Origin of the sequence: Staphylococcus saccharolyticus (assembly GCF_900458815.1) — a bacterium.
GTDB lineage: Bacteria > Bacillota > Bacilli > Staphylococcales > Staphylococcaceae > Staphylococcus > Staphylococcus saccharolyticus.
Genome location: NZ_UHDZ01000001.1, coordinates 2,333,516 through 2,346,514 on the forward strand (window position 1 = coordinate 2,333,516; position 12,999 = coordinate 2,346,514).

13 protein-coding genes and 1 pseudogene are annotated in these 12,999 nt (G+C 32.5%); 4 read left to right on the forward strand and 10 right to left on the reverse strand.

Annotated elements, in window-relative coordinates; genetic code table 11:
* The first annotated feature begins 114 nt into the window (after positions 1–114).
* On the forward strand, positions 115–300 hold the full coding sequence (locus DYE57_RS12565; protein ID WP_238394105.1) for a hypothetical protein: 186 nt from the start codon (positions 115–117) through the stop codon (positions 298–300).
* 154 nt (positions 301–454) lie between these two features.
* Here DYE57_RS12565 and DYE57_RS11520 read toward each other — a convergent pair.
* The 4 genes and pseudogenes from DYE57_RS11520 to DYE57_RS11535 form a co-directional block, all read right to left on the reverse strand.
* Positions 455–1,023: pseudogene (locus DYE57_RS11520) on the reverse strand (helix-turn-helix transcriptional regulator).
* 250 nt (positions 1,024–1,273) lie between these two features.
* Positions 1,274–1,819 (reverse strand): TetR/AcrR family transcriptional regulator, encoded by a 546-nt coding sequence (locus DYE57_RS11525; RefSeq protein ID WP_115314084.1) that lies wholly within the window; start codon positions 1,817–1,819, stop codon positions 1,274–1,276.
* Positions 1,785–2,180 (reverse strand): DUF3147 family protein, encoded by a 396-nt coding sequence (locus DYE57_RS11530; RefSeq protein WP_115314085.1) that lies wholly within the window; start codon positions 2,178–2,180, stop codon positions 1,785–1,787. The genes DYE57_RS11525 and DYE57_RS11530 overlap by 35 nt, the downstream gene beginning before the upstream one ends.
* 15 nt (positions 2,181–2,195) lie before the next feature.
* Positions 2,196–2,555 carry a DUF3147 family protein gene (locus DYE57_RS11535; RefSeq protein WP_115314086.1) on the reverse strand — a complete coding sequence of 120 codons (360 nt, stop codon included), beginning with the start codon at positions 2,553–2,555 and terminating at the stop codon, positions 2,196–2,198.
* Between the two features lie 370 nt (positions 2,556–2,925).
* Between DYE57_RS11535 and ald the strand changes: the two genes are divergently transcribed.
* From ald to DYE57_RS11550, 3 genes are read left to right on the forward strand one after another with little or no spacing between them, the layout of a single operon-like run.
* On the forward strand, positions 2,926–4,041 hold the full coding sequence (ald, locus tag DYE57_RS11540) for an alanine dehydrogenase (protein ID WP_115314087.1): 1,116 nt from the start codon (positions 2,926–2,928) through the stop codon (positions 4,039–4,041).
* A 34-nt stretch (positions 4,042–4,075) separates the two neighbouring features.
* The gene (gene tdcB / locus DYE57_RS11545) at positions 4,076–5,116 is read left to right on the forward strand and encodes a bifunctional threonine ammonia-lyase/L-serine ammonia-lyase TdcB (protein ID WP_115314088.1); all 1,041 of its coding nucleotides are present in this window, start codon (positions 4,076–4,078) and stop codon (positions 5,114–5,116) included.
* Positions 5,117–5,141: 25 nt separating this feature from the next.
* Positions 5,142–6,461 (forward strand): APC family permease, encoded by a 1,320-nt coding sequence (locus tag DYE57_RS11550; protein ID WP_115314089.1) that lies wholly within the window; start codon positions 5,142–5,144, stop codon positions 6,459–6,461.
* Positions 6,462–6,527: 66 nt separating this feature from the next.
* On the opposite strand, the gene DYE57_RS11555 is transcribed toward DYE57_RS11550, so the two are convergent.
* The 6 genes from DYE57_RS11555 to rpmH form a co-directional block, all read right to left on the reverse strand.
* Positions 6,528–7,367, reverse strand: coding sequence for a ParB/RepB/Spo0J family partition protein (locus DYE57_RS11555; protein WP_115314090.1), 840 nt, complete (start codon positions 7,365–7,367; stop codon positions 6,528–6,530).
* Positions 7,368–7,409: 42 nt separating this feature from the next.
* Entirely contained in the window at positions 7,410–8,129 is a 720-nt protein-coding gene (gene rsmG / locus DYE57_RS11560) for a 16S rRNA (guanine(527)-N(7))-methyltransferase RsmG (protein ID WP_115314091.1), read from the reverse strand.
* Positions 8,126–10,006, reverse strand: a complete 1,881-nt coding sequence (mnmG, locus tag DYE57_RS11565; RefSeq protein ID WP_115314092.1) for a tRNA uridine-5-carboxymethylaminomethyl(34) synthesis enzyme MnmG — start codon at positions 10,004–10,006, stop codon at positions 8,126–8,128. The genes rsmG and mnmG overlap by 4 nt, the downstream gene beginning before the upstream one ends.
* Positions 10,007–10,085: 79 nt before the next feature.
* On the reverse strand, positions 10,086–11,465 hold the full coding sequence (gene mnmE, locus DYE57_RS11570; protein WP_115314093.1) for a tRNA uridine-5-carboxymethylaminomethyl(34) synthesis GTPase MnmE: 1,380 nt from the start codon (positions 11,463–11,465) through the stop codon (positions 10,086–10,088).
* A gap of 131 nt (positions 11,466–11,596) precedes the next feature.
* Positions 11,597–11,959, reverse strand: coding sequence for a ribonuclease P protein component (rnpA, locus tag DYE57_RS11575; RefSeq protein WP_115314094.1), 363 nt, complete (start codon positions 11,957–11,959; stop codon positions 11,597–11,599).
* A gap of 163 nt (positions 11,960–12,122) precedes the next feature.
* Positions 12,123–12,260: a 50S ribosomal protein L34 gene (gene rpmH, locus DYE57_RS11580; protein WP_000240855.1), complete on the reverse strand. Its 138-nt coding sequence runs from the start codon at positions 12,258–12,260 to the stop codon at positions 12,123–12,125.
* Between the last annotated feature and the right edge of the window lie 739 nt (positions 12,261–12,999).

Below are 12,999 nucleotides of genomic sequence, written 5' to 3' on the forward strand. Positions count from 1 at the left end.
ATCGTCATAGGTTTTACGACGATAATATCTCTTATTCAATTACTATTCTGATTAAGTCTAACTGAATATAAATTAGATAGCTTAAATATCTTTGCAAAAGATAATAAAGCACTTATGGCAATTAGTTTAACCAATATTTTGAATGCGTTTTTAACAGGTGTTGTTTATTACTCAACAAGTCGCTTATCTAAAAAGGCTTCTATTATATTAGCTATCGTTGCATTAATATTATTAGTGGGATCTGGTATAATGAGTGGAATGTTTAGTCAATTCAACATCAAACATGAATTAAAAAACTAAGAATGAAGTGCTTATAGTTAATATAGGGATACTTCTAATAATAGTTATATGTTGTATGTTCTTACCAATCATTATTAGCATAAACGAAAAGAGAAAAAAATAGTGCCTAAAATACAATTCCAACAAGATTTTAGTTGCTGGAGTTGTATTTATCTTATAGAAATTTTTCAGATAATAATATACTTAAATAGCTTATTATACATAAAGTTCCCACAAAGAAAACGAAGGACATTAATGATGTAAATATATTTCTAAGCTTGCTTGTTTCAACCGTGTTAGGATCTTTTCCATTCATATAAGCAACAATTCTATCGTATGTCTCAATATCATTTTTTATTTTAATTTTTTCCACTTTGTTCGAAGCAAAGATACCTATTAAAAAATTAGATATACTATACCTATGCCCCATCAACTCAAGTAATATATTAGGGGACCTATGAGAATAGCTCCTAATATCATAAGAATTAACATTATCCATGTCCAAAAAGTTAATTCTTTTTTATCTATTTTTAATTGTGGATTTTCAATGTCTCTCACAATAAGCTCATTTAGAGTAATACTAAAAAGATTACACATGAGTAATAAATTGTGAATATCGGGATAGCTTTTATTATTTTCCCAATTTGATATTGTTTGTCTTGAAACATACATTTTCTCAGCTAAAAATTCTTGAGAGTAACCATCTCTTTCTCTAAATTTTTTAATTCGATTACTAATATTCATTACCTCAACCTCTTTATTTACTTATCAAGTTTTTAATATATTAACCTTTCTTTAGTCAAAATCATACTTATATCAAAACAATGTTTCTTTCTAGAAGCTATCAAATGGATTTAACCTCGTCATCACTTATATTGTCAAATGCTTTGACATAGTATGATATGTTAACTTTTACACTTCCTCAAAACTCCCTTCGAAAAAAGAAACGTCCCTTTACATTAAGGAACGCAACTTCTCAACAAAATCGATTCAATTAATCATTGTTATAAACATCTAACACTATGTTTAACATTTTCTCAATGTAATTTTCATCTAAAGTTTCCGGCTTTATCAATATATTAAAGTAGATTGGAGAAAAGATTAAATCAATAAATAAATCTTGATCTTCTTCACTAACATGATTACTTACAATCTTTCTTAACACTTTACGATTATGATTAAAGTAATCAGTCATAAATGTTTCTCTAGCTTCAACTTGTTGATGACTAATCAGAATTTCTATTACTGCACTGCCAAGTTTTGTTTTATAAATATCTTTTATTTTCACAAGAAACTGAAATAAATCATTATACAAATTATTATGATTATGGATAACAACTTTTTGAGATTGTTCGATAAACATTGACATAATTATAGACGATTTATCTTTCCATCTTCGGTATATTGTCGCTTTAGATATACCGGTATTTTCAGCAATCTGATCAATAGTGATATCTCTAAAATGTGTAGTTTCTAATAAACGATTAATTTCACGATATATTTTTTTATTTACTGTTGGATCTTTCGGTCTTCCAGCCATTTTTACCCCTTCTTTTATGCGCTATTAATTCCACAATTTCAAAAATAATAACTGCACTTACAAACCAAGCTATAAACCCACCAATAATACTTACTAACCACATTTGTATTGCTTGTAATAATCCCCAAGTTGCTAAAATGCTAAACATAACTCCAATCATTCCGAAAACTGCCCCTCTGCTAACGTGCATAGCCACTTCGTTACCAAATTGCATACCAGTGATACACATTGATACTAAAAATACTGCTGGAAACGTAGCAAATATTCCGCCAAATTCCTTCCAAGGAAGAATGACAGAGACAATATAACTGATTAAAACAGCTAATCCACCGACTGAAAATTTTATCAATGCTAATTTCATTTTTTATCCTCCAATTTAAATATGTCTTACTAAGAAAATTGCTACTGATATAACAAACCAACATAGAACAGCAAAGACTGTCCCACTCTTATAATTCCTTTTTCCTATAAAGATTGAAGTGAAGAATACTGTTACAATACATGAGATAATGCCAACAATTGCACCCGTACTTAAATGAATAGACATTTGTATCAGCTGATGTCCTCTATGGTCTATAGCCAAGGCAATAATAGCAGCCAGGTAGACTGCCGGCATAGTAGCAATGATTCCTCCTAACTTACCTCCAACTTTATCAGCCATTATTGATGCGAGCGCGACCGCGAAACCTCCGATGACGAAATGAAGAATAGCACTAGAAATCGATATACCAAACACATTAACCCTTCTTATTAACATTTATTAAACGAAACGTATCGTTTAGTTTTAGTATATAGCGAATCGTATTTATTGTAAATATTTCACTTAAAATACCTAATATTCTAAAAAATAAATCTTTTTGTTTCACGTTAAACATTCAAGTATTAAGTTTAATTTTTGTAATCGCTTACCGACTTGTTCTTGTTAACAAGTTAGTTTATATATACAAACTTCTTTTTTAAAAATAAAAATTGGTTGATTGTACAATTTAATTAAGTACCATAAGTGATTATTTGCATTTTAAAAGTTACTTAAATTTTCTTTTGAAATATTTTTCAAAAGGTGTTACTTTTAACTTGTGAAAAAAATCACAAAGGAGTTGTTTTAAATGCAAATCGGAATTGTTAAAGAATTAAAACCAGGGGAAGAACGCGTTGCTTGTACACCAAGTAATGCAAAAAAATTGGTAGATAATGGAAATGAAGTATTAGTTGAAAAAGATGCAGGTATAGGTTCTGGTTTTACAAACGAAGAGTATGAACAAGCAGGTGCTTCTATCGTTTCACATCAAGAAAGTTGGCAAGCAGATTTAATTGTAAAAGTTAAAGAGCCAGACCCCAAAGAATTTCAGTATTTTAAAAAAGGACAAGTTATTTGGGGATTCCAACATTTAGCTTCTTCAAAGGAAACAGTGGAAGCAATGCAAAAAGCTGAGGTTACAGCTATTGGTGGAGAAACAATCGAAAAAGATGGACAAGCTCCTTTACTTGCGCCTATGAGTGCAATTGCAGGACGTCGCTCAATGTTAATGGGGGCATATTATCTTGAAGCCCAACACAAAGGTGAAGGTATTTTAATTTCTGGAATCGATGCAATTTCAGGTATACCATCAGGAAAAGTTGTCATCTTCGGTGGAGGTTCTGCAGGGGTTAATGCTGCAACAATCGCTTTAGGTTTACAAGCAGATGTTTCAATTATTGAATTAAATGACGATAGAATCAACTGGCTAGAAAATTATTTTAATAATAAAAATGTAAGCGTTATCAAATCGAACGAAAAAAACTTAGCTAATGAAATTAAAACCGCAGATATCTTTATTTCAACTATCTTAATTTCAGGTTCTAAACCACCAAAATTAGTCACACGACAAATGGTTCAATCTATGAAAAAAGGTTCGGTATTAGTAGATATAGCAATAGACCAAGGTGGTACTGTGGAAGGAATTAGACCAACTACAATTAGCGATCCTGTTTACGTTAAAGACGGCGTTGTTCATTACGCTGTCCCTAATCAACCTGGAGCTGTTCCAAGAACATCTACTATGGTATTAGCAGCAGGAAATATTGAATATTTGTTAGAGATTGGCAAATTAGGTATTAATCAAGCTATAAAAAATAATAGCGTATTAGCTACTGGTGTAAATATTTATAAAGGTCATGTAACAAACAGAGGACTAGCTGAATCACATGATTTAAATTATGAAAGTTTAGAAGGACTATTATAAAAGAACAACACTGTTCTTATGGGAGGAATATTAAATGGCTGTAAACAACATCGTTTTAGAAACCGAAAAGTACTGCAATATACACGACATTAAAGACGCAAAACATACAATTAATAAATATATTCGCAAAACCCCATTAATTCAATCTATGTTTCTAAGTAGAAACATCACAGGTGGTAATATTTTTCTTAAATTAGAAAATATGCAATACACCGGATCTTTCAAATTTAGAGGTGCATTAAACAAAATTTTACATTTAACCGAAGAACAAAAATCAAAAGGTATCATTACTGCTTCAGCTGGAAATCACGCTCAAGGTTTAGCATTAACAGGTAAACTATTAGGAATTAAAGCAACTGTAGTCATGCCTGAAGAAGCCCCTATTTCCAAACAGAATGCTACAAAAGGTTACGGTGCTGAAGTAATCCTGAAAGGTGAAACATTCAATGATTCACGTTTATATATGCAAGAATTAGCACAGAAAACTGGTAAAACTATCGTTCATCCATATGATGATTCCCTTGTTATGGCAGGTCAAGGTACTATTGGTCTAGAAATTCTAGAAGATATTTGGAATGTCGATACTGTCATTGTTCCAGTTGGTGGAGGTGGCCTTATTTCCGGTATAGCAACTGCTTTAAAATCATTTAACCCATCAATTCATATCATCGGTGTCCAATCAGAAAATGTTCACGGCATGACACACTCTATTAAGCAAGGTGAAATCACCCCACAATTTACTAACCATACTATAGCAGACGGTACTGAAGTAGCGATTCCAGGCGATAAAACATTTGAAGTTGCAAATCAATTAGTTGATGAATTTGTACTTGTAAGTGAAGAAGAAATTTCTACAGCAATGCATCAACTTATGCAACGTGCAAAAATTATTACTGAAGGTGCAGGCGCACTACCTACTGCTGCACTTATCAGTGAAAAAATAGATCCAAGATGGATTAAAAATAAAAGTGTTGTAGCACTTGTTTCTGGAGGCAATGTAGATTTAACACGTGTATCTCATATCATTGATCATTTATTACAACCTGCTGATACACATGAAGGTGTAATAGGTTAATTACTTTTACTAGGAGGAGAATGTTATGAAGGGTGAAACAACTCTAAAAAGAAATATAGGTTTCTTCTCTGCCTTATCACTTGTCATGGGGTCAGTTATAGGTGCAGGCGTATTCTTTAAAGTTTCAAGTGTAACAGAAATAACTGGATCAACGAGTATGGCTATCTTTGTATGGTTATTTGGAGGTCTAGTTACAATATGCGCAGGTCTAACAGGAGCAGAATTAGCTGCCGCAATTCCTAAGACAGGAGGTCTAACTAAGTATATTGAATATACTTATGGAGATTTCTGGGGATTTCTCGCAGGCTGGGCACAAGCATTTATTTATTTCCCAGCAAATATTGCAGCACTAGCTATCGTTTTTTCAACACAAATTATTCATTTATTACATTTAGGAGATGCATATTTAATACCTATTGCTTTTCTTAGTGCGATATCAATTTTATTAATTAACTGTCTAGGATCAAAAGCTGGTGGTATTTTGCAAACAATAACTTTAGTGATTAAACTACTCCCAATCGCACTCATTGTTTGTGTAGGACTTTTTCACCAAAGCGAAGTTGAATTCTCTCTCTTTCCAATAGTCAATGGCACACATTCTAGTTGTATAAGCGCTCTAGGAAATGGTTTACTTGCAACAATGTTTGCATACGATGGTTGGATACACGTAGGTAATATTGCAGGAGAAATGAAAAATCCTAAAAAAGATTTACCTGCTGCAATTGCTCTAGGTATAGGATTAATTATGATTGTATATCTATTAATTAATGCTACATTCTTAATGACACTACCTATCAATCATTTAATAGGCAATCTCAATGCAGCAAGTGATGCATCTGCAGTATTATTCGGAAACTATGGTGGAAAAATTGTCACAATAGGTATTTTAATTTCAGTATATGGCACGATGAATGGCTATACTATGACCGGCATGCGTATTCCTTTTGCAATGGCTAAACAAGATCAATTGCCTTTTAAAAATGGTTTTTTAAGTCTGACACCAGCAGGTACACCATGGTTAGGCGGACTAATCCAAGTAATTTTTGCCATGATTATGATGCTTTTAGGTGCATTTGATACAATAACGAATATGTTAATATTTGTTATTTGGACTTTCTATTGTATGGCTTTTATTGCCGTCATTCTATTAAGAAAAAGAAAGCCAAATTTACATCGACCTTATAAAGTACCGCTATACCCAGTTATACCTTTAATCGCTTTAATTACAGGTGTTTTCGTGATTATTAATACATTATTGACTCAATTTATTTTAGCTTTAATCGGTATTTTAATTACTTTAACAGGTATACCTATTTATTATTATAAAAATAAAAAGACTTCATAGCTCTCATGATAAAGATAAGTACTAAAAAACTCCTTTTATCGTTATTTTTGATAAAAGGAGTTTCATTTATCCCTTATAGATTTTTATTTTTATTTCATAATAGTCTTCGTGATCTTTATCTTTATGTTCGACACGTATGCCTGAGCGTTCGATTGCTTCTATACTTTTACCTACTTCATCTCTTGCTTGAGTCACATCTTGAGAAAATTGAAGCGTTTGAGCTTTAATCTTTTCAGGTCCTGTTTTCTGACGAACCCTATCCTCTGTCTGCTTGACATTTAACTTCTGATTAATCACTTGTTCAATTAATTCTTCTTGTTCTTTATCAGATAGAACGAGTACCGCTCGCGCATGTCTTTCTGTAATTTTACCTTCACGTAAACGCTTAATAACATTCGGTGTTAACTTTAATAACCTCAACTTATTAGCAATAAAGCTTTGGCTCTTACCTAAACTCTTTGCTAATTCGCTTTGAGTTGTATCTCCAATTTCAAGCAACTTTTTATAAGCTTCCGCTTCCTCAACTACTGATAGATTTTCACGTTGAATATTTTCAATAAGTGCAACAACCGCTGTTTCTTCATCATTCATGTGTCGAATAATAACATCTACTTGTGGCTTATTTAAAGATTGTAAAGCTCTAAAGCGACGTTCACCTGCAATTATTTCAAACATGTCCTCTTCGATTGGACGTACAACGATAGATTGTAGTAAGCCATGTTCTTCAATAGATTCAGCTAATTCTTTAATTTTATTTGGCTCAAATACTTGTCTAGGTTGATAACGATTGGGTACGATACGTTCAATATGAATGGATTCTACATTATTATTACGTTCTTCTTCAGTATAACCAATGATGTCATCTTTATTTTTTAAACCAAATAATTTTGAAAAAGGTTTCTTCATTATCCATTCTCTCCCTCTCAATTATTTGTAATGTACGATGTCTTAATTTTCAACTAATGGGGATTTATTTGGCGTACCTGGTTTCCTAGGATACTTCTTAGATGTCTGTCTGCGTTTATCAATAATAATCATTTGACGTTCACCTGCGCCTTCAGGTAATTCAAATGAATAAGATTCTTTAACACTTCCACCTAGAATACTAATAGCAAATTCAGCTTCTTGCAATTCCTGTTCACCTTTTGAAGATTTCAGTGCGATGAACTGACCACCCTTTTTAACAAGTGGTAAGCATAGTTCACTTAATACTGTCAGTCTTGCTACTGCACGTGCAGTGACAATATCATAAGACTCCCTGTAGACTCCCTTACCAAATGATTCTGCACGATCATGTACAAAACTCACATTTTGAAGTCCAAGTTCAGCTGCTAAATGATTTAAGAATTGAATACGTTTATTCAATGAATCAACAATCGTTACTTTTAATTCAGGATAAACAATCTTTAAAGGAATACTTGGAAAACCAGCTCCAGCGCCAACATCGCAAATGCTTATTGGCCCGCTACAATCAAAGTAAAAGCTAGGTGCAATTGAATCATAAAAATGTTTCAAGTATACATCGTATTCTTCTGTAATACTTGTTAAATTCATTTTTTCGTTCCATTCAACAAGACATTGATAGTAAATTTGAAATTGTTCTTTCTGCTTTTCTGTCAATTCTATACCATGATCACTTAATTTATCTGATAACCATTCTATACTCATTGTTGACTCACCCTTTGAAGTTTCCCTTGTTCTAAGTAAACAAGTAAAATTGAAATATCAGCTGGATTAACCCCTGAAATACGTGAAGCTTGAGCAATATTCAACGGCTTAACTTCCACTAATTTTTCTCTAGCTTCTGAAGCTAAACTATCTACTTTTCTATAGTCCAAGTCCTCAGGAATTTTTTTCTCTTCCATTCTCTTAACTTTTTCAACTTGTTGTAATGATTTGTTGATATAACCTTCATATTTCGTTTGAATTTCAACTTGTTCTTCAACTGCCTTTGGAAGACGATGATCTTCTTCTAGGATTTCTAAAATTGTATCATATGTCATTTCAGGACGACGTAATAAATCGATTGCCAATATACCATCTTTTAAGCGAGAGCCACCTTTAGATTCAATTACAGTTTGCGTGTGATCATTGGGTTTGATACGTACTTCTGTTAGACGTTGAATTTCATCTTGAATTTGTTGACGTTTTTTATTAAAACGAGCGTAGCGTTCTTCAGAAATCATTCCTAGTTCATAACCAACATCTGTTAAACGTAAATCTGCATTGTCATGACGTAGCAATAAACGATACTCTGCACGAGAAGTCAACAATCTATATGGTTCATTTGTACCCTTTGTAACTAAATCATCAATAAGTACACCGATATATGCATCTGAACGACTAAGAATTTTCTCTCCGGTACCTAATACTTTTCCAGCAGCATTGATACCTGCCATAATACCTTGTCCAGCTGCTTCTTCATATCCGGAAGTACCATTAATCTGTCCAGCTGTGTATAGGTTTTTAATTGCTTTCATTTCCAAAGTAGGCCATAACTGTGTAGGTACAATCGCATCGTATTCAATAGCATAACCTGCACGCATCATTTTTGCCTTTTCGAGTCCAGGTATTGTTTCTAACATTTGGCGTTGTACATGCTCAGGTAAACTTGTTGATAAACCTTGAACATAAACCTCATTTGTATTACGACCTTCTGGTTCTAAGAAAAGTTGATGTCTTGGTTTGTCATTAAAACGCACAAATTTATCTTCGATAGATGGACAGTATCTTGGACCTGTACCTTTAATCATACCTGAATACATTGCTGATAAATGTAAATTATCATCAATGACCTTGTGAGTTTCACCATTAGTATATGTTAACCAACATGGCAATTGGTCTAAAATAAATTCAGTTGTCTCAAAACTAAACGCACGCCCTACATCATCACCAGGCTGAATTTCAGTTTTAGAATAATCGATTGTTCTAACATTAACTCTTGGAGGTGTACCAGTTTTAAAGCGAACAATATCGAATCCTAATTCTCTTAAGTTATCAGCTAAAGTCACTGAAGGTAGCTGATGATTTGGTCCACTTGAATATTTTAAATTTCCTAAAATAATTTCTCCACGCAAGAATGTTCCAGTTGTAATGACAATTGCTTTCGAACGATATTCTGTACCAATATTCGTACGTACACCTTTGACTTCGTTATCTTCAATAATAAGTTCATCAACTATTCCCTGCATAACATCTAGGTTATTTTCATCTTCAAGCACACGTTTCATTTCTTGTTGATACAATACTTTGTCTGCTTGAGCACGTAATGCTCTAACTGCTGGTCCTTTTCCAGTATTGAGCATACGCATTTGTATATGTGTTTTATCTATCGTTTTTGCCATTTGACCACCTAAAGCATCTATTTCACGTACGACAACACCCTTGGCTGGTCCACCTACTGATGGATTACATGGCATAAATGCGATGTTATCTAAGTTAATTGTTAACATGAGCGTTTTAGCTCCACGTCGTGCTGAAGCTAAACCAGCTTCAATACCAGCATGTCCTGCACCAATCACTATGACATCATATTCTTGAACCACTTTTTTACCTCCCTGTAATTGCTAAATTATTTAAAAATCAAGACATCCAACCGCCCTATTTGTCTATAATTAAATGTATTTATTTACCTAAACAAAATTGACTAAATAATTGATCTATGAGTTCATCACTTGCCGATTCACCTATAATTTCACCAAGAATCTCCCACGTACGTGTTAAGTCAATCTGTATTATATCCATTGGTACTCCAGATTCAGCGGCATCTATCGCATCTTGAATTGAATGTCTAGCTTGTTTTAATAAGAAAATATGACGTGAATTTGAAACATAAGTCATATCCTGATTTTGCACTTCTCCTCCAAAGAATAAATCTCTAATTTGAAGTTCTAGTTCATCAATGCCTTCTTGTTTAAGCATTGAAGTCTGTATCAGTGGTATATCACCAATCATTTCTTTTACTTCTTTAACATCTAAACGTTGCTCTAAATCAGTTTTATTAATAATCACGATGACATCTTCATTTTTAATTACCTCAAAGAGTGTTTGGTCATCTTCGGTAAGAGGCTCATTATTATTGAGTACAAAGAGTATTAAATCAGCTTCACTCAATGCTTTACGTGAACGTTCAACACCAATTTTCTCTACGATATCTTCTGTGTCTCTAATACCTGCAGTGTCTACAAGTCTTAAAGGAACACCTCTTACATTAACATATTCTTCGAGTACATCTCTTGTCGTGCCTGCCACTTCGGTAACGATTGCTTTATTGTCTTGAATAAGGCTATTAAGCATTGATGATTTACCCACGTTTGGTCGTCCTACAATAACGGTAGACAATCCCTCTCGCATAATTTTACCTTGTGCACCTGTATCAAGTAGTCGATTAATTTCTTCTTTGATATTTTTAGATTGCTCGAGTAAAAATTCTGTTGTTGCATCCTCAACATCATCGTATTCAGGATAATCTATATTAACCTCAACTTGAGCAAGTATCTCGAGTATGGATTGACGTTGACGTTTGATTAAATCACTTAGTCTACCTTCGATTTGATTCATTGCTACTTTAGATGCACGATCAGTTTTGGATCGAATAAAATCCATTACTGCCTCTGCTTGAGACAGGTCGATACGCCCATTTAAAAATGCACGTTTAGTATATTCACCTGGTTCTGCCATTCGTGCACCATATGTCATCGTTAGTTCTAAGATTCGATTGATAGTTAAAATACCACCATGACAATTAATCTCAATGATATCTTCGCGGGTAAATGTTTTAGGTGCACGTAGTACAGATATCATTACTTCTTCTACAATCTCATTTGTTTCAGGATCTATGATATGACCATAATTAATTGTATGTGTATTAACTTCAGATAATTTTTTCTTTCCTTTATATAGTTTATCTCCAATTCCAATCGCTTGAGGACCCGATAAGCGTACAATACCTATTGCCCCCTCACCCATTGGAGTTGAAATGCTAGTAATCGTGTCAAAATCCATAAGAGTCTCGCCTCCTTATTCAAGTAAAATTTTATTATAACATTGTAATTTGTTTCTACTGAAAAAGCTAATAAATTGTCCTATACAATAAAGTAACGCATCGGGTTGTGTGAGGTTAGACTACAGGGAATCTAAAAAACCTCTCCCTTTTTTATTTTTTTATTAAATACTTTAGCTATTTTTAGAACATGTTCCAAACTATCTTGTATTTCTAATGTAGTCATATCATTCGCAGGTTGCCTTGCTATTACAATAATATCCTTGGCTATAATATCTTGTTTATGAACCTTGAAGTTTTCTCTAATCGCTCTTTTTATTTTATTTCTCGTTACAGCATTTCCTAACTTTTTAGAAACACTTATTCCTAAGCGAAAATGTTTATTTTCTTTATTATTATAGGTATAAACAACAAATTGCCTATTAGCAACAGACTTTCCTTTTTTATAGATAGTTTGAAAATCTGAATTCTTTTTAATACGATATGCTTTTTCCACTAAACATCACTCGCCTATTTCGTTCTCTTCATAAGTAAAACTATTCTACTAGTAAACTTAATGTTGATTTTTAATTAGATATATCTACTTTATTTTACTACTATTTTTATTAAAGTATTCTATTATTTAAACAAAAAAAAGACCACTGATGGAGTCAGTGATCTTATGCAGATAAAACTTTACGGCCTTTACGACGACGACGCGCTAAAACTTTACGGCCATTTTTAGTGCTCATGCGTTTTCTAAAACCATGAACTTTACTATGTTTACGTTTATTTGGTTGATAAGTACGTTTTACCATGCAAAACACCTCCATCTGTATTCAATTATCTAAATATTTCCAACTTCATACCTAGAAACTGGTTCATATAAATAAATAAATTATCAAAGTAAACATTAGTATTAATAACTAGCGTACTTTATTTAAGCAATTGTTCTCTTATTGTGATTGCTGTTGAGAAATACTTCTTAAGCTTATTATTATCTAGTCATAATTCAAGCAACTACTACAATATAACAAAATCCCTTTTATAAAGCAAGATGATTTTATGAAGATATCTACTCATAAATTTTAAGTCAATAGGCACTTCATCAATTTATTTCTAACCATTTTTCTTAATGCTCTATCCCAAATTAACTAGTTATGCATGATTCATACATAATCTATAAATTATTTCCCAAAACTAATTTTAAGAAATTGTGAAGTATATATGAAGTTATCCACTTATTCACAATAATATATTGAATTTCTGTGGATAAATTATAAGCCATACACACAGTTATTCAAATTTTAAGAACATACTCACAGTCATTTGACATCTATCGGAGTTAAAAAGTATAATTATGTGGATAAGTCGTTTAACTTATGATTTCCAAAGGAGTTATTTATTAAATTTATATACATAAACGGTGTGAATAAATCATAGTATCGTCATAGTTATCCACTGATTGTGGTTAACTTGTGGATAATTGTTAACATGCTGTGATTATTTTTATCCACCTATGTTATTTCTGTGTATAAGTCTAAAATTTTAAGAAAG

Coding starts and splice junctions, on each gene's coding strand:
- DYE57_RS12565 (WP_238394105.1), top strand. CDS start 115: ATGGCAATTAGTTTAACCAATATTTTGAATGCGTTTTTAACAGGTGTT.
- DYE57_RS11525 (WP_115314084.1), bottom strand. CDS start 1,819: ATGGCTGGAAGACCGAAAGATCCAACAGTAAATAAAAAAATATATCGT.
- DYE57_RS11530 (WP_115314085.1), bottom strand. CDS start 2,180: ATGAAATTAGCATTGATAAAATTTTCAGTCGGTGGATTAGCTGTTTTA.
- ald (WP_115314087.1), top strand. CDS start 2,926: ATGCAAATCGGAATTGTTAAAGAATTAAAACCAGGGGAAGAACGCGTT.
- tdcB (WP_115314088.1), top strand. CDS start 4,076: ATGGCTGTAAACAACATCGTTTTAGAAACCGAAAAGTACTGCAATATA.
- DYE57_RS11550 (WP_115314089.1), top strand. CDS start 5,142: ATGAAGGGTGAAACAACTCTAAAAAGAAATATAGGTTTCTTCTCTGCC.
- DYE57_RS11555 (WP_115314090.1), bottom strand. CDS start 7,367: ATGAAGAAACCTTTTTCAAAATTATTTGGTTTAAAAAATAAAGATGAC.
- rsmG (WP_115314091.1), bottom strand. CDS start 8,129: ATGAGTATAGAATGGTTATCAGATAAATTAAGTGATCATGGTATAGAA.
- mnmE (WP_115314093.1), bottom strand. CDS start 11,465: ATGGATTTTGACACGATTACTAGCATTTCAACTCCAATGGGTGAGGGG.
- rpmH (WP_000240855.1), bottom strand. CDS start 12,260: ATGGTAAAACGTACTTATCAACCAAATAAACGTAAACATAGTAAAGTT.